At 37.4% G+C, this 26356-nt stretch carries 30 protein-coding genes and 1 riboswitch; of the genes, 27 read left to right on the top strand and 3 right to left on the bottom strand.

The features are described from left to right. Positions 1-18 precede the first annotated feature (18 nt). The 9 genes from JFU18_RS18055 to JFU18_RS18095 all read left to right on the top strand — a co-directional run bounded on the left by JFU18_RS18055 (position 19) and on the right by JFU18_RS18095 (position 8023). Positions 19-1191, top strand: coding sequence for an acetyl-CoA C-acetyltransferase (locus tag JFU18_RS18055; protein WP_001206332.1), 1173 nt, complete (start codon positions 19-21; stop codon positions 1189-1191). Between the two features lie 279 nt (positions 1192-1470). Further along, positions 1471-3255 carry an acyl-CoA dehydrogenase family protein gene (locus JFU18_RS18060; protein WP_088293166.1) on the top strand — a complete coding sequence of 595 codons (1785 nt, stop codon included), beginning with the start codon at positions 1471-1473 and terminating at the stop codon, positions 3253-3255. Between the two features lie 130 nt (positions 3256-3385). Further along, complete coding sequence (locus JFU18_RS18065) at positions 3386-3613, top strand: helix-turn-helix transcriptional regulator (protein ID WP_201034621.1); 228 nt, start codon at positions 3386-3388, stop codon at positions 3611-3613. Next, positions 3610-3897 carry a DUF2178 domain-containing protein gene (locus JFU18_RS18070; protein ID WP_201034466.1) on the top strand — a complete coding sequence of 96 codons (288 nt, stop codon included), beginning with the start codon at positions 3610-3612 and terminating at the stop codon, positions 3895-3897. Before JFU18_RS18065 ends, JFU18_RS18070 begins: the two co-directional genes overlap by 4 nt. A gap of 62 nt (positions 3898-3959) precedes the next feature. Beyond that, on the top strand, positions 3960-4679 hold the full coding sequence (locus JFU18_RS18075) for an MBL fold metallo-hydrolase (RefSeq protein ID WP_201034465.1): 720 nt from the start codon (positions 3960-3962) through the stop codon (positions 4677-4679). 662 nt (positions 4680-5341) lie between these two features. Continuing rightward, positions 5342-5527, top strand: coding sequence for a hypothetical protein (locus tag JFU18_RS18080; protein ID WP_201034464.1), 186 nt, complete (start codon positions 5342-5344; stop codon positions 5525-5527). 13 nt (positions 5528-5540) lie between these two features. Then, positions 5541-5789: a spore coat protein gene (locus JFU18_RS18085; protein ID WP_002034620.1), complete on the top strand. Its 249-nt coding sequence runs from the start codon at positions 5541-5543 to the stop codon at positions 5787-5789. A gap of 247 nt (positions 5790-6036) precedes the next feature. Then, entirely contained in the window at positions 6037-6987 is a 951-nt protein-coding gene (locus JFU18_RS18090) for an L-lactate dehydrogenase (RefSeq protein ID WP_483862059.1), read from the top strand. A 22-nt stretch (positions 6988-7009) separates the two neighbouring features. Then, positions 7010-8023, top strand: a complete 1014-nt coding sequence (locus tag JFU18_RS18095; protein WP_002089394.1) for a PTS sugar transporter subunit IIC — start codon at positions 7010-7012, stop codon at positions 8021-8023. 54 nt (positions 8024-8077) lie between these two features. Here JFU18_RS18095 and JFU18_RS18100 read toward each other — a convergent pair whose 3' ends face one another. Further along, positions 8078-8725, bottom strand: a complete 648-nt coding sequence (locus JFU18_RS18100) for a phosphatase PAP2 family protein (RefSeq protein ID WP_113938390.1) — start codon at positions 8723-8725, stop codon at positions 8078-8080. A 144-nt stretch (positions 8726-8869) separates the two neighbouring features. Here JFU18_RS18100 and JFU18_RS18105 point away from each other — a divergent pair, with 144 nt between their 5' ends. From JFU18_RS18105 to sufB, 15 genes are all read left to right on the top strand, one after another. Beyond that, positions 8870-9397, top strand: coding sequence for a hypothetical protein (locus JFU18_RS18105; protein ID WP_201034463.1), 528 nt, complete (start codon positions 8870-8872; stop codon positions 9395-9397). Positions 9398-10044: 647 nt separating this feature from the next. Then, positions 10045-10410, top strand: coding sequence for an arsenate reductase family protein (locus tag JFU18_RS18110; protein WP_002129756.1), 366 nt, complete (start codon positions 10045-10047; stop codon positions 10408-10410). Between the two features lie 41 nt (positions 10411-10451). After that, the gene (gene gcvH / locus JFU18_RS18115; RefSeq protein WP_000026895.1) at positions 10452-10835 is read left to right on the top strand and encodes a glycine cleavage system protein GcvH; all 384 of its coding nucleotides are present in this window, start codon (positions 10452-10454) and stop codon (positions 10833-10835) included. Positions 10836-11456: 621 nt separating this feature from the next. After that, on the top strand, positions 11457-11801 hold the full coding sequence (locus JFU18_RS18120; RefSeq protein WP_000640865.1) for a toprim domain-containing protein: 345 nt from the start codon (positions 11457-11459) through the stop codon (positions 11799-11801). A gap of 3 nt (positions 11802-11804) precedes the next feature. Next, positions 11805-12113 (top strand): thioredoxin family protein, encoded by a 309-nt coding sequence (locus tag JFU18_RS18125; protein WP_002015940.1) that lies wholly within the window; start codon positions 11805-11807, stop codon positions 12111-12113. 152 nt (positions 12114-12265) lie between these two features. Continuing rightward, positions 12266-12610, top strand: a complete 345-nt coding sequence (locus tag JFU18_RS18130) for a hypothetical protein (RefSeq protein ID WP_002015939.1) — start codon at positions 12266-12268, stop codon at positions 12608-12610. A 125-nt stretch (positions 12611-12735) separates the two neighbouring features. Beyond that, positions 12736-12843: riboswitch (SAM riboswitch) on the top strand. 384 nt (positions 12844-13227) lie between these two features. Next, entirely contained in the window at positions 13228-14253 is a 1026-nt protein-coding gene (locus tag JFU18_RS18135; protein WP_201034462.1) for a methionine ABC transporter ATP-binding protein, read from the top strand. Further along, on the top strand, positions 14246-14911 hold the full coding sequence (locus JFU18_RS18140) for a methionine ABC transporter permease (protein ID WP_002129754.1): 666 nt from the start codon (positions 14246-14248) through the stop codon (positions 14909-14911). Before JFU18_RS18135 ends, JFU18_RS18140 begins: the two co-directional genes overlap by 8 nt. Positions 14912-14933: 22 nt before the next feature. Continuing rightward, positions 14934-15746 carry a methionine ABC transporter substrate-binding lipoprotein MetQ gene (gene metQ, locus JFU18_RS18145; RefSeq protein ID WP_201034461.1) on the top strand — a complete coding sequence of 271 codons (813 nt, stop codon included), beginning with the start codon at positions 14934-14936 and terminating at the stop codon, positions 15744-15746. Positions 15747-15817: 71 nt separating this feature from the next. Next, the gene (gene metQ / locus JFU18_RS18150) at positions 15818-16624 is read left to right on the top strand and encodes a methionine ABC transporter substrate-binding lipoprotein MetQ (protein WP_003192184.1); all 807 of its coding nucleotides are present in this window, start codon (positions 15818-15820) and stop codon (positions 16622-16624) included. 237 nt (positions 16625-16861) lie between these two features. Continuing rightward, complete coding sequence (sufC, locus tag JFU18_RS18155; protein WP_002015933.1) at positions 16862-17647, top strand: Fe-S cluster assembly ATPase SufC; 786 nt, start codon at positions 16862-16864, stop codon at positions 17645-17647. A gap of 15 nt (positions 17648-17662) precedes the next feature. Continuing rightward, positions 17663-18955 carry a Fe-S cluster assembly protein SufD gene (sufD, locus tag JFU18_RS18160; protein WP_088291925.1) on the top strand — a complete coding sequence of 431 codons (1293 nt, stop codon included), beginning with the start codon at positions 17663-17665 and terminating at the stop codon, positions 18953-18955. Further along, positions 18955-20175, top strand: a complete 1221-nt coding sequence (gene sufS / locus JFU18_RS18165) for a cysteine desulfurase SufS (protein WP_201034460.1) — start codon at positions 18955-18957, stop codon at positions 20173-20175. Before sufD ends, sufS begins: the two co-directional genes overlap by 1 nt. Beyond that, positions 20165-20596, top strand: coding sequence for a Fe-S cluster assembly sulfur transfer protein SufU (gene sufU / locus JFU18_RS18170; protein WP_201034459.1), 432 nt, complete (start codon positions 20165-20167; stop codon positions 20594-20596). The genes sufS and sufU overlap by 11 nt, the downstream gene beginning before the upstream one ends. A gap of 48 nt (positions 20597-20644) precedes the next feature. Beyond that, on the top strand, positions 20645-22042 hold the full coding sequence (sufB, locus tag JFU18_RS18175; protein WP_002015928.1) for a Fe-S cluster assembly protein SufB: 1398 nt from the start codon (positions 20645-20647) through the stop codon (positions 22040-22042). Between the two features lie 330 nt (positions 22043-22372). Here sufB and JFU18_RS18180 read toward each other — a convergent pair whose 3' ends face one another. Further along, entirely contained in the window at positions 22373-23101 is a 729-nt protein-coding gene (locus JFU18_RS18180) for a VanZ family protein (RefSeq protein ID WP_201034458.1), read from the bottom strand. Beyond that, a complete protein-coding gene (locus JFU18_RS18185; RefSeq protein WP_016121000.1) occupies positions 23101-23430 on the bottom strand; it encodes a PadR family transcriptional regulator in 330 nt (109 codons plus the stop codon). Before JFU18_RS18185 ends, JFU18_RS18180 begins: the two co-directional genes overlap by 1 nt. A gap of 371 nt (positions 23431-23801) precedes the next feature. On the opposite strand from JFU18_RS18185, the gene JFU18_RS18190 reads away from it, so the two are divergent. The 3 genes from JFU18_RS18190 to yunB all read left to right on the top strand — a co-directional run bounded on the left by JFU18_RS18190 (position 23802) and on the right by yunB (position 26348). Beyond that, positions 23802-25193, top strand: a complete 1392-nt coding sequence (locus JFU18_RS18190) for a bifunctional metallophosphatase/5'-nucleotidase (protein WP_201034620.1) — start codon at positions 23802-23804, stop codon at positions 25191-25193. Positions 25194-25258: 65 nt separating this feature from the next. Continuing rightward, complete coding sequence (locus tag JFU18_RS18195) at positions 25259-25561, top strand: YunC family protein (RefSeq protein ID WP_002015926.1); 303 nt, start codon at positions 25259-25261, stop codon at positions 25559-25561. A gap of 55 nt (positions 25562-25616) precedes the next feature. Next, a complete protein-coding gene (gene yunB, locus JFU18_RS18200) occupies positions 25617-26348 on the top strand; it encodes a sporulation protein YunB (protein ID WP_201034457.1) in 732 nt (243 codons plus the stop codon). Positions 26349-26356: the final 8 nt, after the last annotated feature.

Raw genomic sequence — 26356 nt, forward strand, 5'->3', positions numbered from 1 at the left:
CGAGGGGAGATATCGTTCATGAGAGAAGCTGTCATTGTTGCGGGAGCAAGAACACCAATTGGAAAAGCAAAGAGGGGTTCATTAAAAACAGTTCGTCCTGACGATCTAGGGGCGTTAGTAGTAAAAGAAACGTTAAAGCGTGCGAATTATGAAGGACCAATCGATGATTTAATTTTCGGTTGTGCGATGCCAGAAGCAGAGCAAGGTTTAAATATGGCTCGTAATATCGGTGGGCTAGCAGGACTTTCTTACGATGTTCCAGCTATTACAATTAACCGTTACTGTTCTTCAGGTTTACAAAGTATCGCTTACGGAGCAGAGCGCATTATGCTTGGTCACTCTGAAGCTGTATTATCGGGCGGAGCGGAATCAATGAGTTTAGTTCCAATGATGGGGCACGTTGTTCGTCCGAACAGTCGCCTTGTAGAAGCTGCTCCAGAATATTATATGGGTATGGGACATACAGCAGAGCAAGTTGCTGTGAAATATGGAATTTCTCGTGAAGAACAAGATGCATTTGCAGTAAGAAGTCATCAACGTGCTGCGAAAGCATTAGCTGCAGGGAACTTTGCGGATGAAACAGTATCTGTAGATGTGACGTTACGCTCGGTTGGATCAAACAACAAACTGCAAGAAGAAACAATCATTTTCGCACAAGACGAAGGTGTAAGAGCAGAGACGACGCTAGACATTTTAGGTAAATTACGTCCAGCATTTAACGTTCGCGGTTCTGTAACGGCTGGTAACTCTTCACAAATGAGTGACGGTGCAGCATCTGTACTATTAATGGATCGTGAAAAAGCAGTGAGCGATGGCATGAAGCCACTTGCAAAATTCCGTTCATTCGCAGTAGCTGGAGTACCACCAGAAGTAATGGGAATCGGCCCAATTGCTGCAATTCCGAAAGCGTTAAAATTAGCTGGTTTAGAGCTATCTGATATCGGTCTATTTGAACTAAATGAAGCATTTGCTTCTCAATCTATCCAAGTTATTCGTGAACTTGGTTTAGATGAAGAAAAAGTAAACGTAAACGGCGGTGCAATCGCACTTGGACATCCACTTGGCTGTACAGGAGCAAAACTAACACTATCTCTTATTCACGAAATGAAACGTCGCAACCAACAATTCGGTATCGTAACAATGTGTATCGGCGGCGGAATGGGAGCAGCGGGAGTGTTTGAATTACTATAAAAAAAAGTGTAAGCGGCTCGCTCAGAATGTGAGGGGGATGGAGCTTCAGACGAAGAGGCGCTCTTTGCCTCGTAGGAAGAAGCGAAGCCACCGAACATTTTAGCCACCGAACATTCTAGCCGCTGGAACTAGATTATAAAAAAAGTGCAGGCGGCTCGCTCAGAACAAGAGGGCGCTAAAGCAAAGAATGGAAGCAACAAAGGTTTATAAAAAAAATGAGAGCCAGCTTCTTTCAAAATGAGAAAAGCGGCTTATGAAAATATGAAGGAGGAAATTTTCATGGAAAAAACAGTAGGAAATGCGGTTAAAGGCGGTAGCTTTTTAGTAGAGGAGATTACGATTGATCAAGTATTTACGCCAGAAGATTTTTCATCTGAGCATAAAATGATTGCAAAAACGACAGAGGACTTTATCGTAAATGAAGTTCTTCCAGAGCTTGAATATTTAGAGCAACACGAATTTGATCGTTCTGTTCGTCTTTTAAAAGAAGCTGGTGAACTTGGTTTATTAGGCGCTGACGTACCAGAAGAGTACGGCGGAATTGGTCTTGATAAAGTAAGCTCAGCGTTAATCGCAGAGAAATTCTCGCGCGCTGGTGGTTTTGCAATTACTCATGGTGCTCACGTAGGTATCGGATCTTTACCAATCGTGTTATTCGGTAACGAAGAGCAAAAGAAAAAATATTTACCACTACTTGCAACTGGTGAAAAATTAGCTGCATACGCATTAACAGAGCCAGGTTCAGGATCTGACGCATTAGGTGCAAAAACAACGGCACGTTTAAATGCAGAAGGTACACATTACGTATTAAATGGTGAAAAGCAATGGATTACAAACTCTGCATTCGCTGACGTATTTATCGTATACGCAAAAATTGATGGAGAGCACTTCTCAGCATTTATCGTAGAGAAAGAATATGCTGGTGTATCTACAAGCCCAGAAGAAAAGAAAATGGGTATTAAATGTTCTTCAACTCGTACGTTAATTTTAGAAGATGCATTAGTACCGAAAGAAAACTTACTTGGTGAAATCGGTAAAGGTCATATTATCGCGTTCAACATTTTAAATATCGGCCGTTATAAATTAGGTGTTGGTACAGTTGGATCTGCGAAACGTGCAGTAGAAATTTCAGCACAATATGCAAATCAACGTCAACAGTTCAAACAACCAATCGCTCGTTTCCCATTAATTCAAGAGAAGCTTGCGAATATGGCAGCGAAAACATATGCAGCTGAAAGCTCTGTATACCGTACAGTAGGTTTATTCGAAAGCCGCATGAGCACATTATCTGAAGAAGAAGTAAAAGACGGTAAAGCAGTAGCAGCTTCTATCGCTGAATATGCAATCGAGTGTTCTTTAAATAAAGTATTCGGTTCTGAAGTACTAGATTATACAGTAGATGAAGGTGTTCAAATTCACGGTGGTTACGGATTTATGGCAGAGTACGAGATTGAAAGAATGTACCGCGATTCTCGTATTAACCGTATTTTCGAAGGAACGAACGAAATTAACCGCCTAATCGTACCAGGTACGTTCTTACGTAAAGCGATGAAAGGTGAATTACCACTTCTTCAAAAAGCACAAAAATTACAAGAAGAGTTAATGATGATGATGCCAGAAGAAGTAGGCGATGAGCCATTAGCACTTCAAAAATATTTAGTAACTAACGCGAAGAAAATCGGTTTAATGGTAGCTGGATTAGCTGCTCAAAAATACGGTAAAGCATTAGATAAAGAGCAAGAAATCCTTGTGAATATCGCTGACATCGTAAGCAATCTTTACGCAATGGAATCAGCTCTTCTTCGTACAGAAAAAGCAATTAAAACAACTGGTCTTGAAAAGAATAAACAAAAAGTGTTATACACTGAAGTATTCTGCCAAGAAGCATTCAACGAAATCGAAGCAGATGCGAAAGAAACACTTATCGCAGTTGAAAATGGCGACATGCTGCGCATGATGTTATCATCATTACGCAAATTAACTCGCCACACACCACTTAACGTAATTCCGAAGAAACGTGAAATTGCTGCAAAAATTTTAGAAGATGAGCGTTATACAGTTTAATAGAACAGCGGGAACCAGTAGCCTTGTGGCTGCTGGTTTTTTATTTTTACCGATGTTAAAAATAGTTTACATGATGTTAAAAATAAATTACAATGAAAATATAGAAAATAATGTAAAACAAGGAGAGGTTATGAAACAGAGTGGGAATTTACAAAATAATCTCGTTGTACTCAGAGCAGAAAAACGCTGGTCACAAACTGATTTAGCAAACCAAGCTGGGGTAAGTAGACAAACGATCGCCTCAATTGAAGCAAATCGTTACAATCCATCTTTAATTTTAGCTTTTGAAATTGCACTTATTTTGGGTAAGGAGTTTCATGAAGTTTTTCAATATAAGATAGAGGGGGAAACGGAATGAGTGTTGTAGTAGGGGGAATAATCTCAGTAGCAGGACTAATAGGTGTCTTATATTCAACACGTTTTCAGAAGAATGAGGGGGAAGACGAAAGAGGCGAGCATATTACAGGGAATGCAGCTAAAATTTCGTTATTTGTATTTTTATTTCTATATTTAGTTATCTTTTTAATCGGGAATCTATATTCATTGACAGGCGAACAATATAAATTAGCAAATGCATTTTTATTAGCAGGGGTACTTTGTTCTTATGCTTTAACTATCGTAGTTTTGAAAAGAAAATATTAACTGGAAAAGGGCTGTTTTACATATGTATTTGTAAACGGCTCTTTTTTATGGAGGTAAAGGAGATGAAGGTAATAAAAGTAGGAACAGTTCATCAAATCGCATTTTTACCACGTTTATTTCCGATTAACTGTTATTTTGTTGAAGAAGAAACAGGATTAACTTTAATTGATGCAGCTTTACCATTTTATGCAATGAAGATTTTAGAATCGGCTCGAAAAATAGGGAAACCGATTACGAATATCGTTATTACACATGCGCATGATGACCATATAGGAGCACTTGATGCGATAAAACAAGAGCTGCCGGATGTTACGGTTTATATTTCTAAAAGAGATGCTCATTTACTTGAAGGAGATATGGCACTGCAAAATGGAGAACGAAACACACCGATAAAAGTGGGTGTGTCCAAAAAGATAAAGACGATTCCAGATATTCTTCTTCAAGAGGGTGATCAGATTGGTTCTCTTTTAGCGATTGAGACTCCAGGTCATACACCAGGTTCAATGGCGTTTTTAGATACGAGGAACGATGCACTAATTGTTGGAGATGCATTTCAAACTAAAGGAGGAGTGGCGGTCGCAGGACAAATAAAGTGGCTCTTTCCGTTTCCTATGTTTGGGACTTGGGATGCAGAAACTGCCTTGGCAAGCGCTCAAAAATTGCTGGAATATAAACCATCTATATTGGCGACAGGGCACGGAAAGATGATTAAAGACCCTTTGCTACGCATGAAACTAGCGATTGAAGAAGCAGAAAGGAATTTAATGAAAAAGAGCCTCTAATGATCTAGAGGCTCCTTTTATTTAAATGATATTATTTTGCAGGCTTTAGAAATGCATATATTGCTAATAAGAAGTTGAAAAACATAAATACAAAAGGGTCTTGGCTTGGATTCGGATCATAATTTTTTTGAGTGTTTGTAAGGAAGTTATGGATTTTCATAGTCATTGCTCCTTTGTATGTAGATAAATTGGTAAGAGGTTTATAAAAGCGTGATTTTAATTAAACTAACACTTACTAATAGAGTCGCACTAATAAATATTAGGAAAAATGTATTGTTACGATTTTTATAATTGTTAAGTGCTATAAATAAGAAACAAATGAGAAATAACATATGTAACGGTATAGAAGTGAGTAATGGCTTTGAAGTTAATATAGCAATTAATAATTTCATATATAGGATTGCATAAACAATAAAGAAGATAACTTTAAACTTTTTTGTATAAGCACACCTTCTTAATATGGTTTATTCGTTAACTATGCAGATGTTATAAGTTCTATTTTGATTGTTCGTATTATTCTGTTATCATAACAAAAATTCATTTAAATAAACAGATGTAGTTGGTTTGAGTATGAAAGGGATTTAAAAAAGTTTTTAATGAATACGATTTAAAAAGAATCAAATAATAAATAGTGAATGAACAAAGAAAGGTAGGAGTATTCTATGCAAAACTTAACAGAGCTTGAAGTAGAAAATTTACGTCATTTAATTGGTGGACATGCGACGATTATTAACAAATTGGACCAGTATGCACAGGCTTGTACAGATCCACAGCTAAAGCAAATGCTACAAAAGGATGCACAAGATGCACGAAATACGAAACAGCAATTAATGAATTTTCTAGGATAGGAGGAAGAGAGAAATGAATGAAAAAGATATGGTAAATGATTATTTAGCAGGGTTAAACTCAAGTTTAACAAGTTATGCAAATTATATTTCTCAGTCTGATAATGAACAGTTACATCAAACGTTAATTCAAATTCGTAATCAAGATGAATCCCGTCAACGTAATATGTATGAATACGCAAAGCAAAAAAGTTATTATAAGCCGGCAGCACCTGCTAATCCAATGATTGTGCAGCAATTGAAAAGTCAATTAAGTGCGGAATAGTGTGATGAATGAAACGAGCGAATGGATTCGCTCGTTTTTTTGTTTGGTATATGTCAATAAATACATAATAAATATTTTTTCAGTTGTAACAAATATGACGAAAATGTAATATAACAATTCACAAAAAGGACAAAAACTTTGCTCAATATTTCACAAAGTATCCATGGTTTCTATCGTGAGAACCTCTATAATTAGGGGTGTAAAGAACGAAAGAAATAGACTACATGATCAATTAGGAGAGATTGCTATGAATAGAAACACAAGAAAAATTGCAATTATCGGTACTGGATTAGTTGGATCAAGCTGTGCGTATTCCATTGTAAACCAAGGGATTTGCGAAGAGCTATTGTTAATTGATATAAATCATGAACGTGCAGTTGGAGAAGCGATGGACTTATCACATTGCATTAACTTTACAAATACAAGAACAAAAGTATATGCAGGAAGTTATGAAGACTGCAAAGATATGGACATTGTCATTATTACAGCAGGACCAGCGCCGAAGCCTGGACAAAGTCGTTTAGACACTTTAGGAGCAAGCGCTAAGATTATGGAGGGTGTTGTTGGCGGCGTAATGGAAAGTGGATTTGATGGCATTTTCTTACTCGCATCGAACCCAGTTGACATTATTACATATCAAGTGTGGAAGTTATCTGGATTACCTAGAAATCGTGTGATTGGTACAGGTACATCACTAGATTCTTCTCGCTTAAGAACAATTTTATCTGAAATGTTACATGTAGACCCTCGTAGTATTCATGGGTATTCATTAGGAGAACATGGTGATTCTCAAATGGTTGCTTGGTCTCACGTAACTGTTGGTGGAAAGCCGATTTTACAAATTTTAGAAGAGAAAAAAGACCGATTTGGTGAAATAGATTTAGATAAAATTGTTGAGAAGACTGCAAAAGCTGGATGGGAAATTTATAAGCGCAAAGGAACTACTTATTACGGAATCGGAAATTCTTTAGCTTATATTGCTCGCTCAATTTTCAATGATGATCACCGTGTTATCGCTGTTTCAGCTATTTTAGATGGTGAATATGGCGAATACGATATTTGTACAGGAGTACCAGCAATTATTACTAGAGATGGTATAAGAGAAGTGGTAGAACTAAACTTATCAGAAGATGAAGAAAGTCGCTTTGCAAAATCAAACGATGTTTTACGCGATTATATGAAAATAATTGGTTACTAAATTATAGGAGAAGGTGAAACAAATGAAGGAATATATAATGTCTCGTGTGTTTAAAGCTTCAGCCGGAATCGCACAGGGTATTTTCGTATCCCTTGGAATTGGTTTACTGATCGAAAATATAGGAAGAATTGTTGATATACCATTACTTATTACAATCGGAGTTGTTGCAAAATCACTTATGGCACCAGCAATTGGAGCCGGGATTGCTTTTATGCTTGGTGCAAACGGACTCGTAATTTTCTCAGCGATGGTAGCCGGAGCAATTGGAGCTGGTTCCATTTCAATTACTGAAGCTGGTCTCATCATTAAAACAGGTGAACCAATCGGTGCATTATTAACAGCGACTTTAGCAGTTTATATTGGTAAACGATTAAGTGGAAAAACTGCTTTAGATATGATGCTCGTTCCATTTGCAGCAATATTAGGTTCTGGTTTAGTCGGTATTTGGTTAGCTCAAAATATTAGCCCAGTTTTAAATACAGTTGGAGCATTCATTAAAGATAGTTCAGCGGGTAGCCCGTTTATCGCTTCTATCGTGATTGCTGTAGTTTGGGGATTGTTACTTATCTCTCCAGCTTCATCAGCTGCGTTAGCGATAGCACTTAGCTTAGATGGTGTTGCAGGCGGTGCAGCACTTGCAGGATGTGTTGCTCAGTTTATCGGATTCTCTGTTATTTCAGCGAAAGAGAATAATTTAGGTGGCATATTAGCTCAGGCACTTTGTACTCCAAAAGTACAGTTGCCGAACATTACTAAAAATCCAATGATTCTCGTCCCAACTGTCGTCGCCAGTGCTATAGTGGGCCCAGTATCAGCATTAATTTTCCAACTGGAAGCAGGAAAAGAAATTGCAGGTCTTGGATTAAGCTCTCTTATCGCACCAATTAATTTAATTTCCAGCCAAGGGTGGGAAGTTGTCCCAGCGATGGTAATCACTTATATCATCATTCCAGTAGCTGTTTCTTATATACTGTACATTGCTCTTAAAAAAGCAGGTCGTATTCATTCTGGTGACATGACTGTACCACAATCTTAATTTGAAAATCTCCTTAATATAGAGAAAAGCAGACTGAAGCCACAGTCTGCTTTTTTACATTTTATGATTTTGTTTTACTGGAACACGTACTGTTTCTTTTGCTAATAATAGCTGAACACCAAAGTATAGTACGCTTGCAAGCGTCATTCCAGAAATGGCGTCTACAAATGCATGCTGCTTCGTAAATAATGTTGATAAAATAATAAGCGTACCGAAGAAAGTAAGGATGTAATATTCCAAAGTATGCTGTTCCTTGCGCTTAAAGGCAGCTAACATAATTACAAATGTCGTAAGGACATGAATGCTTGGGAAGCAGTTTACTGGATGATCAATACTATAAATATAGCGGACTAGTTCGGAAAATACATCTGTTCCAACGACGGTTGGGCGTGGTACAGTTGTCTGCCAAAAAAAATAAATCGAAAAACAAGCAAGTTTTCCAAGAATTACACTACTTAAAGTGACATAATATTGCTTTCGATCAGCAAAACAGTAATAAATAAGTGCACCGTATAAGTATGGAAACCAAAGTAAGTAAGGAATAATAAATGCTTTCACAAATGGAATCCAATCATCTACTACAGTTGTGACATCTACTGCGTGAACAGTAGATTTATTTAATACATCGTAAAGGGGACTTACGAGTACGAGTAGAAGTATATAACTTAACGGAAGAAGAGATGAAAGTTTAAATTTCTTCATGATAATCTCCTATGTTTTAGTAATGTAAATAAATTCAATTGATTATAATATAGAAAATCCAATTGGGCTATCGATTTTACTTACATTTTCTTGAATTCACCTTACATTTTTGTCACTTGACTTAAAAGAGGGGGAGGGTGCTATATGAAGCGTTCACTGTATTTCTTAGTTTTTATATTGTTATGCCTAGTGAGTACTGGGTGTGCAAAGGATAAAGAAGGAGAGAATTTAGAATATAACGGGAGAGCACTCGTCATTGGAGTTGTTGGTGAAAAGCCGAAAGATACATTTAGAAATATAAAGTTTGAAAAAGTGAAGTTAGAAGAACTGAAAAAGGAATCTGGAGCAGTAGATGGTTTTCTAATAATGAAAGAGCACTTTCAAGAAGCTTCGAAAGAGCAGTATAAAGATGTATTTTCATCGCTAAAGAAACCAGTATTTTTTATTGGTTTACAAGATAAATCATATTCAACTTTTATTACAAAAGGGATAGAGTATAACAGTGCACGAAAAGATGTAAATGCTATGTACGTGCAAGGTTTTGCAAATATTGGAAGTGGCGAAGGGCAACAATGGGGAGTAGGTTTATCGAATGGTGGAAATACAGAAGAAAGTATTCATAATATGTATATAGTAGTATTTCAAACCATTTCGGACTATTTAAGTCGATGATGAAGGAGCCTGTAAAAGGACTTCTTATTTTTTAAATAAAGTGAAACTTTAATCAGTGGGGGGTGTCCATCCCCCACTGATTATTAGCCCGCACCAATCGGGCTTTTACGAGCAGTTATCTCCCACCTAACTTCCTCGCATTTGCCGAATTTCGAGGTGGGAGTCTTACTGCCCGCAAATAGCGGGATAAACGTTTGTTTAAGATATATGTTCGGTATAGAAAATCATGTATTCCAAAGGTGATATAGAAAAACATGAAATTAATCAAACGTTTGTTTAAGAGGTATGTTCGGTATGGAAGAATTCATGTATTCCAAAGATTGGGGTAGAAAAACATGAAATTAATCAAACGTTTGTTTAAGGTATATGTTCGGTATAAAAGAATCTACGTATTCCGAAGGTTGGGGTAGAAAAATATGAAATTAATCAAACGTTTGTTTAAGATATATGTTCGGCGTGGGATGAGAAAAAATTTTAAAAAATTATATATTTATTTTTTCTTAATAAATGGCGGAAAAATAAGAAAAATTAGCAGGATTATTAAAAATTATCACGAAATAAGTAAAAGTTTAGCGAATAATCGTTTGAAATAATAAAATGTTTTCTATATGATAAAGGTAAAGGTTAGTAAAAAAGTAGGTGAATTTATGACAGTAACATTTTATTCATATCCAAAATGTGGCACATGTCAAAAAGCAAAGAAATGGTTTGAGGCAAACGATGTAGCATATGAGATGATTCATATTGTTGAAAATCCACCGTCAAAAGAAGATTTACGTAATTTACATGAGAAAAGTGAATTACCATTAAAAAAATTCTTTAATACAAGTGGAATGCGTTACCGCGAACTTGGTTTAAAAGATAAGTTAAAGGATGCAAGCGAAGACGAAATGTATGAGCTTTTAGCATCTGATGGCATGTTAATTAAACGTCCAATTGTAACAGATGGAACGAGTGTAACACTTGGTTTTAACGAAGAGCAGTTTGAAAGTGTGTGGAAAAAGTACCAATAAGGTATTTTTACATAATTAATACATTCACTGGAGGTACAGTCATGAGCATTCCAAATAATTTACGTTACTCTGAAGAACACGAATGGGTAAAAACAGAAGGTAATGCGGTTGTTATCGGTATTACTCATTTTGCGCAAGGTGAGTTAGGCGATATCGTATTCGTTGAACTTCCTGAAGTAGGTGCAACAATCCAAGCTGACGAGCCATTCGGAAGCGTAGAATCTGTTAAAACAGTTTCTGAATTATACGCACCTGTAAGTGGTAAAGTTGTAGCAGTAAACGAAGAATTAAGTGACCAACCAGAACTAGTTAACGAATCTCCATACGAGGGTGCATGGATGGTTAAAGTTGAACTTTCTGATGCAAGCCAAGTTGAGAAGTTATTAACTGCAGAAAAATATGCAGAAATGACAAACCAAGACTAATTATAGTCGAAGAAAAAGGACAGCCTTTGTGCTGTCCTTTTTTATGTTGTGTACATAATGAATTTAAAAACATAGATATTAATTATTATGTAGGAGAACGTTTTTGAAAAACCTTTTTCATGGAGGCTTCATGCTGAGGGAGCCGCTTGCGCTTTTCATTATGATCCAGCTCCAGCGGCTAGATTGTGAGGGGGCTTCACGTCTTCCTGCGAGGCAAAAAGCGCCTTTACGTCAGAAGCTCCATCCCCCTCACAATCTGAGAGAGCCGCTTGCGCTTTTCTTTGTGATCCACCTCCAGCGGCTAGATTGTTCGGTGGCTTCGCTTCTTCCTACAAGGCAAAAAGCGCCTTTACGTCAGAAGCTCCATCCCCCTCACAATCTGAGCAAGCCGCTTGCGCTTTTCTTTGTGATCCAGCTCCAGCGGCTAGAACAGTCGGTCATTTCACTCCTTCACTTGAGGCAAAGAGCGCCTCTAGTTCAGGAGTTCCAATGCCCTCCTGTTCTGAACGAGCCGCTTCTGCTTTTCTTTTGCAAAAATAAACAGGAAACAACATGAAAATAACGAATATACTATATACTAAGTTAAAGGTTGTATAGTATATGGTGATCGGGTGATGACATATGATTTATGTGGAAAAAGTCATTATTGTAGAAGGTAAATCGGATAGAAGAAAGATTGAATCTATTATTCGTGAACCAGTGGAAATTGTTTGTACAAATGGTACAATTGGTTTGTCGAAAATGGATGAGCTCATTGATCAATTTTTTGATAAGGACGTATATGTGCTAGTGGATGCTGATGATGCAGGAGAAAAGTTAAGGAAACAATTCCGAAAAGAATTTCCGCAAGCAGAGCATATTTATATTGATCGCTCGTATCGCGAGGTGGCGACTGCACCTTCTTCACATTTAGCAAATGTATTATGGGGAGCAGACATTGACGTTTATACAGAATATTTACGGTAAGGAATGATAGAAGTGATTGATTGGACAGGTGCCGAAGCTACAGCCCTAATAGGAAATGAAGAAAAAACAGTGTTATATGTGTATACACCAATGTGTGGAACATGCCAATTGGCAAAGAAGATGTTAACGGTCGTTGAGATGACGATTGAAGATTTGAAAATTGGAATGTTAGATTTAAATTATGCCCCGCATTTAGCGAAAGAGTATGGGATAGAAAGTGTACCGTGTTTACTTATTTTTGAAAATGGGACACTGATGAAGAAAATATATGCATTTCATTCGGTTGAATATTTATATACGGAATTAAAGTAGGCGGCAAAGTTTTTGCCGCCTCGACATATTTCTTGGGAAATATGTCGACATGCGTGATAGATACAGTATTTGTCGAGCGAAAATAACAGGATTGCCCTTTAATAAGAGGGAATGGTATGTAATAGAAAGTGATATGAGGGATGTGGTTTAGGATGAAATTATATTCTTTGCTTCAATCATTTGTAAATTACGCTAATGGTCAATATCATTTAGAACCGCTTTTAAGGCAAGGAGAAAGAACTGTTAATTTTCGTTTTGGAGATGAATGCTGTTCGTTACAAATTTCAAGAGATTATATAGAACTTTTGAAAGAGGCGAGAGGAACGGAACAAATCGTTTGTTTAGAGGAAGAGGATGTACAAAAATTAGTGACTGGAAATATGAGGTTGCAAAAGTTAATGAGTGATGGACGGGTACAATATTCTGGAACGTATCGAACGATGTTATTAGTTGAATCGATGTTTCATATATGTAAACCGATGTCAGTCGGAGCTTAAAATTCTGAAGTTTCTTTTTTTGCGAAAATTTCTGTTGACAGAGCGTGTGGATATTGATACAATTCAATTCATAAAATATAGACAATTTCATAAATTTTAAATCAGACGAAAATTTAATCTGATTTCTCTTATTAAGAGAGGTGGAGGGACTGTGCCCTGTGAAGCCCGGCAACCGTCAACTTATGTTGAAATGGTGCCAATTCCTGCAAAGCAAATGCTTTGAGAGATGAGAGAGAGGGATAATGTTGTTATATACGCATATAAACCTTTCTGCTTCTCTAGAAGCGGAAAGGTTTTTTGTCGTTTAAATGCGGAGGACATTCAAATAATAAGAGGAGCTATAACGATGGACTACATGCATGAAAAATAAAAAAATTGCGGAGTCTATCCAAAGTTTTTATGAAATCCAGCTCCAGCGGCTAGAATGTTCGATGGCTTCGCTTCACATTCTAAACGAGCCGCTTGCGCTTTTTACTAAATCTAGCTCCAGCGGCTAGAACAGTCGGTCGTTTCATCCCTTCCTATGAGGCAAAAAGCGCCTCTACGTCTGGGATTCCAACGCCCTCTTGTTCTAAGCGAGCCGCTTGCGCTTTTTATTTAAAAAAGGGGTGAACATCATGATTTTATTAGAAAATGTAAAGAAAATATATAAGGCAAAAAGCGGTGATGTCACTGCTGTAGATAACGCCAACTTACAAATAGAGAAAGGCGAAATATTTGGTGTTATCGGATATAGTGGCGCTGGGAAAAGTTCTTTAATTAGATTGTTTAATCAGTTAGAGAAACCAACGTCTGGTCAAATTACAATCGCAAATCGTGTGATTTCAGCAATTACAGGAAGTGAACTTCGTAAGGCAAGACAAGAAATCGGAATGATTTTTCAGCATTTCAACTTACTTTGGTCACGAACTGTGCGTGAAAATATCGCATTCCCACTTGAAATTGCAGGTGTCGATAAGGTGGAGAGAAGAAAACGTGTCGATGAGTTAATTCATCTTGTTGGATTAGAAGGAAGAGGAGACGCTTACCCATCTCAGCTAAGTGGTGGACAAAAGCAGCGCGTCGGGATTGCAAGAGCGTTAGCAAATAATCCACAAGTACTTTTATGTGATGAAGCAACGTCAGCTCTTGATCCGGAAACGACAGATCAAATTTTAGATTTATTGTTAGATATTAATAAGCGTCTCGGCTTAACAATTGTATTGATTACGCATGAGATGCACGTTATTCGCAAAATTTGTAATCGAGTTGCTGTAATGGAGAAAGGGAAGATCGTAGAAACGGGTCCAGTACTTGACGTATTCCGTAATCCACAGCAAGACATTACAAAACGATTTGTACAGCAGTTAACTGATTCTGAAGATACGAATGAAACGATTGAAAGTTTAATAGAAAAGTATCCAGATGGAAAAGTAATTCGTTTGCAGTTTGTCGGTGAGGCGGTAGAAAGACCGGTACTTCAAAGGTTAATGCAGCGCGGTGATATAGAAGTTAGCATTTTGCAAGGAAATATTGCGCAAACGAATAACGGCTCTTACGGAAGTTTAGTCGTTCATTTAAATGGTGAAGAAACAGCGATCCAGCAAGCAATAGAAGGGATTCATCAAGATCAAGTAGAGCTGGAGGTGATTGCACATGGATAAGTTAATCGCAAATATTGATTGGAATCAAATGTTAGAAGCAACTGGTGAAACGTTATATATGACGGCAATCGCAGCGCTTGCCACATTTGTTTTAGGACTTATTTTAGGATTATTACTCTTTATGACAGCGAAAGATAATTTATGGGAAAATAAAGCGATTAATACGGTGATTGGAGCGTTCGTAAACATTTTCCGTTCTATACCGTTCATCATTTTAATTATTTTATTAATCCCGTTCACAAAGATTCTTCTTGGAACAATACTCGGAGCGAGTGCAGCGCTGCCAGCTTTAATTATTGGAGCGGCACCATTTTACGCGAGAATGGTTGAAATCGCGCTTCGTGAAATTGATAAAGGTGTAATTGAAGCTTCAAAAGCAATGGGAGCAAAAACAAGCACAATCATTTTGAAAGTGTTAATTCCAGAATCGTTACCAGCTTTAGTATCTGGTATTACGGTAACGACAATTGCTTTAGTAGGCTATACAGCAATGGCAGGTGTTGTTGGTGCTGGTGGTCTTGGAACACTTGCTTACTTAGAGGGATTCCAGCGTGGAAATAACGATGTAACAATCGTTGCGACAATTTGTGTATTACTCGTTGTATTTTTAATTCAGTGGATTGGTGATAGTTTAACGACTCGAATAGATAAAAGATAATGAAAACAGGGGGATATTTCAAATGAAAAAATTATTACTTACAGCACTTATTTCAACTTCAATTTTTGGGTTAGCTGCTTGTGGCGGGAAAGATAAAGATGAAAAGAAACTTGTTGTTGGTGCGTCTAACGTACCGCACGCTGAAATTTTAGAAAAGGCAAAGCCATTACTTGAGAAAAAAGGAATTGAGTTAGAAATTAAAAAATTCCAAGACTACGTGTTACCGAATAAATCGTTAGCAGATAAAGAATTAGATGCGAACTACTTCCAGCACATTCCGTATTTAGAAAAGGAAATTAAAGATAAAAAATATGATTTTGAAATAGCAGGAAAAATCCATTTAGAACCGATTGGTGTGTATTCTCAAAAATATAAGAGCTTAAAAGAACTTCCAAACGGGGCGACAATTATTATGAGTAATTCTGTTACTGATCATGGTCGTGGTTTAGCAATTTTACAAAAAGAAGGCATTTTAAAAATTAAAGACGGAGTAGAGCCAGTTAAAGCAACTCCAAAAGATATTGCGGATAATCCGAAAAACTTAAAGTTCAAAACAGATATCGAGCCGGGTCTATTGCCACAAGTGTATAACAATAAAGAAGGCGACGCTGTTCTAATTAATTCTAACTATGCAATTGATGCGAAATTAAACCCAGAAAAAGACGCGATTGCAATTGAAGGAAATGATTCTCCATACGCAAACGTAGTAGCTGTTCGTAAAGGCGATAAAGATAAAAAAGAGATTAAAGCTCTTATAGAAGTACTGCATTCTAAAGAAATTGAAGACTTTATTACTAAAGAATATAAAGGGACAGTTGTTCCTGTAAAAGAATAATTGCGGAAAAAGGGCTGGTGTATGCCGGTCCTTTTTTTACTACATAACTATAGGGGAGAAGGGGACATCATATGAAAAAGATTCTATTGTCAGTTGTTACAGCACTGTCTGTATTTACATTAGCTGCTTGCGGGGGGAAAGATGAGAATAAGCTTGTCGTTGGCGCTTCTAATATACCGCACGCTGTTATTTTAGAAAAGGCACAGCCGATATTAGAGAAAAAGGGTATTAAATTAGAGATTAAAAAGTTCCAGGATTATGTTCTGCCGAATAAAGCGTTAGCGGATAAAGAAATTGATGCGAACTACTTCCAGCACATTCCTTACTTAGATAAAGAAATTCAAGAAAAGGGATATAAAATTGTAAACGCAGGAAAAATCCATTTAGAGCCAATGGGCATTTATTCTAAGAAATATAAAAGTTTAAAAGAACTTCCAGATGGCGGAACAGTTATTATGAGTAATAACGTAGCGGAGCGTGGCCGTATGCTCGCATTGTTACAAAAAGGCGGCGCTATTAAATTAAAAGACGGTGTAGATGTTGTTAAAGCGACAGTAAAAGATGTTGTAGAAAATCCGAAAAATTTAAAGTTTAAAACAGATGTAGAACCTGGACTTTCACCGAAGCTGTACGAAAACAATGAAGGTGATGCTTTATTTATTAATTCAAACTACGCAATTGATGCGAAATTAAATCCAACAAAGGATGCAATTGCAATTGAAGGATCAGACTCTCCTTATGCAAATATTATCGCAGTTCGTAAAGGTGACGAGAAGAAAAAAGAAATTAAAGAGTTAGTAGATGTATTGCATTCAAAAGAAATTCAAGACTTTATCAATAAAGAATATAAAGGTGCTGTACTTCCAGTAAATGAATAAGTGCAGGAAAGGATTGGGAAATTCCCAGTCCTTTTTTCTTTATATATATAAGAAGAAAAGTGTATCATATAAGGATGCAAGGGAAATACTTATATACATTTGTGAAAAAATTGTTACTTTTTTTCGTCGTTTGCGATATCATTTTATTTGCTATAAGATTAGAATGAGAATAAAATGAGAATATGAACGTTTTAGTAATTTTTAAAATGTATATAGAGGATTAATGGAGGTATTGAGATGGCTGGTTCTACATTAACGGTTAAAGACTTACACGTATCAATCGACGGTAAAGAAATTTTAAAAGGTGTAAACCTTGAAGTAAAAGGTGGAGAAATCCACGCAATTATGGGACCTAACGGAACAGGTAAATCAACTTTATCTTCTGCGATTATGGGTCACCCAAAGTATGAAGTAACAGAAGGTAGCATCATCATCGACGGTGAAGATGTATTAGAAATGGAAGTAGACGAGCGCGCACTAGCAGGTCTATTTTTAGCAATGCAATATCCAAGTGAAATTAGCGGAGTAACAAACGCTGACTTCTTACGTTCTGCAATTAATGCACGTCGTGAAGAAGGCGAAGAAATTTCTCTTATGAAATTTATCCGTACATTAGATAAAAACATGGAATTCCTAGAAATGGATCCAGAAATGGCACAACGTTACTTAAACGAAGGTTTCTCTGGTGGAGAGAAAAAACGTAACGAAATTCTTCAATTAATGATGATTGAGCCAAAAATCGCAATCTTAGATGAAATCGACTCAGGTCTTGATATCGATGCATTAAAAGTTGTATCTAAAGGTATTAACCAAATGCGCGGCGAAGAGTTCGGTTGCCTAATGATTACGCATTACCAACGTTTATTAAACTACATCACTCCAGACTTCGTTCACGTTATGATGAACGGTCGTATCGTTAAATCTGGTGGCCCTGAGCTTGCACAACGTCTAGAAGCTGAAGGTTACGACTGGATTAAAAAAGAATTAGGTATTGAAGACGAAACAGCAGAGCAAGAAGCGTAAGAGAGGAGCATAAACATGACAATCGGTACATTACCTTTCGATCAAGAAACAATCCGTCAGCGCGCAAGCGAAGTAAACGAAGCTGCTTGGTTGACTGAGTTCCGCTTACAAGCTCTTGCACAAGCAACTGAACTTCCAATGCCAACGCCTGATAAAACGAAAATTGAAAAATGGGACTTTATCGGAAAAGGCGACGCTGCTAAGCAAGAGCCTGTAAGTTCTTTAACAGAGCTTCCAGAAGCAGTGAAAAACTTAATCGATGAAAATAACAGCGTATTAGTACAACGTGCTGGTACAACTGCGTTCGTTTCTTTAGCAGACGAAGCAAAAGAAAAAGGTGTTATTTTTACAGACATCGTAACAGCTGCAACAGAGCATGCTGAACTAGTACAAAAGTACTTAATGAAAGACGGCGTGAAAGTAGACGAGCATCGTCTAACCGCACTTCATGCTGCATTAATCAACGGCGGTGCATTCGTATATGTTCCGAAAAACGTTGTTCTTGAAACTCCACTTCAAGCTGTATTCTTAGTAGACGGCGAAGAAGCTAACGTATATAACCACGTATTATTCGTAGCTGATGCGAACAGTACTGCAACATATGTAGAAAACTACGTTGCAAATGAAAATGCTAAAGGTATTGCAAATATCGTAGCAGAAGTAATCGTGGAACAAGGCGCACAAGTGAAATTCGGTGCGGTTGATCTATTAGCAAAAGACGTAACAACTTACGTTAACCGCCGCGGAATTGTTGGACGCGACGGCCGCATTGATTGGGCTCTAGGCCTTATGAATGACGGAAATACAATCTCAGAGAACGTTACGAACTTAATGGGCGACGGATCATATGCTGATACAAAAACAGTAACAATTGGCCGTGGTAACCAAACACAAAACTTTACAACTAAAGTTGTTCACTTCGGTAAACACTCTGAAGGTTGGATTTTAAAACACGGTGTACAAAAAGATAGTGCAACATCTATCTTTAACGGAATTGGTAAGATTGAACACGGTGCATCTAAATCAAATGCACAACAATCTTCTCGCGTTCTTATGTTAGATGAGAAAGCTCGCGGTGATGCAAACCCAATTCTTTTAATCGATGAAGATGATGTAATGGCAGGTCACGCAGCTTCAGTAGGCCGCGTAGATCCATACCAATTATACTACTTGATGAGCCGTGGGATTCCAAAACGCGAAGCAGAACGTTTAGTCATCCATGGATTCTTAGCACCTGTAGTAAATGAGCTTCCAATTGAAGGAGTAAAGGCACAGCTTGTTGAGGTAATTGAAAGGAAAGTTCGCTAATGAATATTCATGAAATACGCAAACAGTTTCCAATTCTTGATCAAAAAGTGAACGGCAAACAACTTGTTTATTTCGATAGTGCAGCAACTTCTCAAAAACCAATTCAAGTCATTGAAACGTTAGAACGTTATTATAAAGAATATAATTCTAACGTGCATCGCGGTGTTCATACGCTCGGTACGAAAGCTACCGACGCGTATGAAGGTGCACGTGAGAAAGTTCGCAAGTTTATTAATGCGAAATCAATGGAAGAGATTATTTTCACGCGCGGAACGACAACTGCATTAAATACAGTAGCAGCTAGCTATGGTCTTGATAATGTAAAAGAAGGCGATGAAATCGTCATCTCTTACATGGAGCACCATAGTAACATCATTCCGTGGCAACAAGTTGCGAAGAAAACTGGTGCAACTTTAAAATACCTTCCGCTTCAACTAGACGGTACAATTTCTTTAGAAGATGTTCGTCAAACAGTTACACCGAATACAAAAATCGTTTCTATCATGCACGTTTCTAACGTACTTGGAACGATTAACCCTGTAAAAGAAATCGGAGCAATCGCACATGAAAACGGTGCAATCATGATCGTTGATGGAGCACAAAGTGCACCTCATATGAAAGTGGATGTACAAGATTTAAACTGTGATTTCTACGCATTATCTGCTCATAAGATGTGCGGACCAACAGGTGTCGGCGTATTATATGGTAAGAAAGAATTGCTAAACAATATGGAGCCAATTGAATTTGGTGGTGAAATGATTGATTTCGTAGATTTACAAGAGTCTACTTGGAAAGAGCTTCCGTGGAAGTTCGAAGCAGGTACACCGATTATCGGTAATGCAATCGGACTTGGTGCGGCAATTGATTTCCTAGAAGAAATCGGTCTTCATAATATTGAAAAGCATGAACATGAATTAGCGCAATACGCTTTAGAGAGACTATCAGAAGTAGAGGGCGTTACAATTTATGGTCCAAAGCATCGCGCTGGTCTAGTTACATTTAATATTGATGACGTACATCCTCACGATGTAGCAACTGTATTAGATGTAGAAGGCATTGCGGTTCGCGCAGGACATCACTGTGCACAACCACTTATGAAGTGGCTGAAAGCTTCTTCTACAGCACGTGCGAGCTTCTATTTATATAATACAAAAGAAGAAATTGATACATTTGTTGAATCGCTAATCAAGACAAAGGAGTATTTCACAAATGTCATTTAATAATTTAGATACGTTATATCGTCAAGTTATTATGGATCATTACAAAAATCCTCGTAACCATGGCGTGTTAGAAGATAGTGTTACCGTTAACTTGAACAATCCAACTTGCGGCGATCGTATTCAACTTACGATGAAAGTAGAAGAGGGTATTGTACAAGAAGCGAAGTTTGAAGGCGAAGGATGTTCAATTTCAATGTCTTCAGCTTCAATGATGACACAAGCAGTAAAAGGAAAGAAAATTGAAGAGGCTCTTAAGCTTTCTAAAATTTTCTCTGACATGATGCTAGGAAAAGAGTATGATGACAGCATTGATTTAGGAGATATTGAAGCATTACAAGGCGTATGCAAGTTCCCGGCACGTATTAAATGTGCAACATTAGCGTGGAAAGCGTTAGAAAAGGGCTTAGACGAAGATAAGTAATGTTAAAGGTTCCTAAAAACGAGGTTATATAAGGAGGGACACACCAACATGGCGAAGCAACTGCCAGATATCGGCGATTATAAATATGGTTTCAAGGATAAAGACGTTTCGATTTTCCGTGCTGGACGCGGTTTAACAAAAGAAATCGTTGAAGAGATTTCACGTATGAAAGAAGAACCACAGTGGATGTTAGACTTCCGTTTAAAATCACTGGATAAGTTCTATGAAATGCCAATGCCACAATGGGGCGGCGACTTAAACGACTTAGATTTCGATGAAATTACGTACTACGTAAAACCATCTGAGAAATCTGAGAAGTCTTGGGATGAAGTACCTGAGGAAATTAAAGCGACATTTGATAAATTAGGTATTCCTGAAGCTGAGCAAAAATATTTAGCTGGTGTATCTGCACAGTACGAATCTGAAGTTGTATACCACAACATGAAAGAAGACCTAGAAGATCTAGGAGTTGTCTTCAAAGATACAGATAGCGCATTAAAAGAGAACGAAGATATTTTCCGTGAGCATTTCGGAAAAGTAATCCCACCAACAGACAACAAATTCTCTGCATTAAACTCTGCAGTTTGGTCTGGTGGATCATTCATCTACGTTCCAAAAGGTATTAAAGTTGATACACCACTTCAAGCGTATTTCCGTATTAACTCTGAAAATATGGGACAATTCGAGCGTACGCTTATCATCGTAGACGAAGGCGCACACGTACACTACGTAGAAGGTTGTACAGCACCTGTTTACACGACTAACTCACTTCATAGTGCGGTAGTAGAAATCATCATTAAAAAAGATGCATATTGCCGTTATACAACAATCCAAAACTGGGCGAACAACGTATACAACCTAGTTACAAAACGTGCGGTTTGTGAAGAAAACGCAACGATGGAATGGATTGACGGTAACATCGGATCTAAATTAACGATGAAATACCCAGCAGTTATCTTAAAAGGCGAAGGCGCTCGTGGTTTAACATTATCTATCGCGATTGCTGGTAAAGGCCAACACCAAGATGCTGGTGCGAAAATGATTCACTTAGCACCAAACACGTCTTCAACAATCGTTTCTAAATCGATTGCGAAGCATGGTGGTAAAGTAACTTACCGTGGTATCGTACAATTCGGACCAAAAGCGAAAAACTCTCGCTCTAACATCGAGTGTGATACGTTAATCATGGATAACCAATCTACATCTGATACAATTCCTTACAACGAAATCAAAAACGATTACGTTTCACTTGAGCACGAAGCGAAAGTATCTAAAGTATCAGAAGAACAATTATTCTACCTAATGAGCCGCGGTATTTCTGAGCAAGAAGCTACAGAAATGATCGTAATGGGCTTCATCGAGCCATTCACTCGCGAACTTCCAATGGAATACGCAGTTGAAATGAACCGTCTAATCAAGTTTGAGATGGAAGGTTCTATTGGTTAAATAGAAATGCGGAGCCGACTGTCCAGACCCGTTGGCTAAGGTTCTTTCGCACAGAAGATGCTTTTTATCTTCTGGTGCGGAAGGTTCTTAGACATGAGGGGCTAGGAGGCGAAGCTGGACAATATTTAAAGTGGAAGCCACCGAACATTCTAGCCGCTGGAACTGGATAATATATGTATGAAGAAAGCGCCTTGCATAGCAGGGTGCTTTTTTGTGTTGTGTAAGCTAGTCTGGATTAGGCTTGGTGTTCAGCTAAATATATCAACGATTTTTTAATATATCGATTTATTAACAAATTACGACAGGAAGAACAGGCCGTATACCCCGAATCTAAATCGTATCCACCTTATCCACAGGTTTAATACGCTCCCAAATATGTTTCATCCTAATGAAAGAACCATATCCAATTAAAGCACCTAACATATTCAATATGATGTCATCAATATCGAAAACACCAGTAAAAGTAAGGAGTTGTAACGATTCAATTAATAAAATAAACTTAATGAAAATTTTTGATGCCATTTTTACATTGTTTATTTGTTTAAATAATAAAGGTAGAAGGAATCCGAATGGGATAAATATGATGACGTTTCCTAATGTATTCATAAGTACGATGTCTAGATTATAAGAATCAAATTCAGTTAAATAGCGGATTATACTTCTGAAAGGAATTAAGTTTATTAACCCACCGTGTATAGAATGCCAGTCACCTGTTTCAAAGAAGTACTTCAGATTACCAAAGTAAAAAGCTGGCCTCCCGAGCAACAGTTTAAATAATAAAACAAATGAATACGGTAAAAATAATCCCCAACCAATCCACTGTACATATTTTTGCGTAGAAGATTGCATCGCTTTTTCAATTTCAGTTCCTAAAGTAGAGGCTTCTCCGAAGTTTTGAATAGCTAATGTAGTAGCTTCTTCTTCAGATTTTCCTTGATCGAGAAATTCTTGTTTTAAACTTGTAAGATGATCGTAAATTTCAAAGTATAGTTCGTCTCTATCAGATTGCGATAGGCTTGTTTTTTGAACAATACTTTTTATGTATTCTTCAATCGTCATTAATTTAAAGCTCCTTTCTGACAAGTTTTAATAAGAGTTGTAACTGAATCCCATGCTGTTAGTTTTTCTTCTAAAATTTTCTTTCCGTTCGTAGTAATGCGATAAAATTTTCGTTTCATACCAGTTTCAGATTCACCCCAGTATGAATTTATTAAATCCTTTTGTTCCAAACGTTTGAGTGCTGGATAGAGTGTACCTTGGCTCATCGTGTATAGATCATTGCTGTTTTCTTTTAGCCTTTGAATAATTTCATAGCCGTACGTATCGTGCTGTTTAATGATGGAGAGAAGTAAAATATCAATACTTCCTTTTAATATCTCTTTATCCATTTTATGGTTCACCACCTTATGATGAGATTGTAACACGACATATGTCGTGTTACAAGGTATATGTGTAGGGTAATACTCCATCTAGTAGGCAGCAAAAAGCTCTTCGCCAATCCGTCCAACAAACTTCCTGACAAATAGGTCCCCAACACCGACTACAAAAAGAATCCTCCTCCAACTAATCCACAGATTAGAAAAAATAAAGTTTTCCATATTAAAAGGGCAATCTTTGGCTTTTTCTTATAATGCGAGTACAATGTAGAATAGCAAGAAAAGACGAAAAGTATTTACAGGATTATTGCGTACGTATAGCGTAAATGGCAGTAAGGAACTGAGAGGAGGTTTTTTCTCTGAATATAAATAAAGAAACAATCATCCACCTTTATCATACAAACGATATACATAGTCATTTTGAAAATTGGCCGCAAATTTCTCGGTTTGTACAAGGGGAGAAAAGGCGAAGACAGGAAGCGGGAGAGACTGTTTTAACTGTGGATATTGGCGATCATGTGGATCGTTTTCATAGTATTTCGGAAGCGACAAATGGACTTGGGAATACAAAATTATTAAATGAGGCGTTATATGATTATGTAACGATCGGAAATAATGAAGGAATTACATTGGCGAAAGAGCATTTGAATCGTCTATATGATGATGCTGGTTTTGAGGTGCTCGTAGCGAACTTATTTGAAAAAGAAGGTGTACGTCCAGCGTGGGCGCAGCCTTATAAATTACATACAACGACAGATGGGATTACGATTGCCTTTATTGGATTAACGGTAGCTTATCCAGAGTTTTATCATATGCTCGATTGGCATATTGAAGATCCAATCATCCATTTAGAGTCTATTTTAGAAGAAGTTAAGGATACAGCTCATATTACTGTTGTGCTTTCTCATCTTGGAAAAAATATGGATGAGTATATGGCGGAGCATTATGATATAGATGTTATTTTAGGGGCACATACGCATCATTTATTTGAGCGTGGCGTTCTTGTGGATAATACTTTGCTTTGCTGTTGTGAAAAGTGGGGACATTACGTTGGTCACGTTCAGCTTACTGTGGATAAAGAGACGAAGAGACTGTTGAAAAAAGACGGTAGAGCGATTAAGACAGAACGGTTAGGTGCTTATAGCGAGCCGTTATCCACAATTGAAATGCTAAAGGAAGAAAGTAAACAGATAATGGCTGAGCCTGTCGTTCATTTAAAAGAATCATTGCCGGTTGATTGGTTTAAGGAGACGACGTTTTCTCATATGTTGGCAAGTGCACTTAAAGAGTGGTGTAATGCGGATGTTGGGATGGTGAATGCTGGTGTACTTCTTGAGGGATTAAATGAAGGTGTTGTGACGCGCGGAGATATTCATCGGATTTGTCCACATCCCATTAATCCATGTCTGTTAAAAGTACCAGGGAAAACGTTAAGAGAAGTTATTTTGAAAGCGCGCCGCCCGAATATGGAGAATCTTGAGGTGAAAGGATTCGGATTTCGTGGAAAAGTAATGGGGAAAATGATTTACGATGGTTTGGAAGTGATTCCAGATACGATTCCAGGGAATAAAATTTTACTAGAAGATGTATTGATTAACGGCGAATCGCTGGAATTAGACCGGATATATACGGTAGGAACGATTGATATGTTTACATTCGGATACTTATACCCAGAGCTATCCACACTTTCTGACAAACAATATTATATGCCGGAATTGCTTAGAGATGTATTAACAGACATGTTGATAACTTATACATCTTCAGTCAAACTATAGGCTAGTTAACTTGTAACACTCATTTTTCTCTTGTCATAAAGATAAGAAAGAGAGGAGTGTGAACTATGGTTAATGTAGAGCCAATTATAATTGATAACTATACGTTCATTGCTGTTAGCGTAAAACTTCCAAAGACAAATTTGCTAGCTGTAATGAGCGATAAAGGATATATTATGTGCGGTGCTTTAGATGTAGGTCTTCTAAATGAGAAGTTAGGTGATCGAGGAATTATTGCTGGCCGTGCGGTTGGTGTAAGAACGATTGAACAACTTCTTGAAGCACCGCTGGAATCAGTAACGACTGGAGCCGAAGCTTTAGGTATTCCGGTAGGCACAATCGGAAAAGATGCACTATTAAAAATGAGATAAGCATATATCGTCCCTCTTTCTTGCATAGAAATAATATAAGAAGGAGGGTTTTCTTATGGACATATTTCGTTCGAAAAATTCGCGGTTTCGAAGGGGACCGATTTCCTTTCGGTATATACTGCTTATTTCATTTATTATTTTTATCGTAATGGTAGTTCAAGGTTTATGGATTGTAAATAAAAGTATTCAGCCAACGTTAATTAAGTATGGGGAAACAGAGACTCATAAAATGGCAACAGCAGTTATGACGAAAGCGGTAAAAGACCGAATTAATGAAGGGTTTGATGTAGATTCATTAATGAAAGTACAAACGGATAGGAACGGGAAAGTATCTACAATTGATTTAAATACAAAACAAGTAAATGAAATATTAACATCGACTACTGCATACATAGAAAAATATTTACAACAAGTAGAAAAAGGGGATACGAAAGCACTTGGTATTTTTGAAGAGAATGGGGTATCTATGTCAGTTCCTTTTGGACGCATAACTGATAATGCGCTTCTTGGTAATATAGGACCAGATATTCCGATTAATTTTACGCCAATTGGTCATGTGAATACGGATATTAAACAATTAGTTGAGCCGCAAGGAATTAATAATACAGCGATCAAAATTATTATGGAAGTGGAAGTGACGTTACAAGTTATGATTCCGTTACGCACGAAAGAAATTAAAGTGAAGCAAAACATTCCGATTGCGACGCGCATCGTTCAAGGTGAAGTGCCTACTTATTACGGAAGCGGGGGTGTTGTTGTACCAGATAAAAAGAAAACGGATAATTAGTCAGTAGT

The organism is Bacillus sp. TH22, from assembly GCF_016651015.1.
GTDB lineage: Bacteria > Bacillota > Bacilli > Bacillales > Bacillaceae_G > Bacillus_A > Bacillus_A mycoides.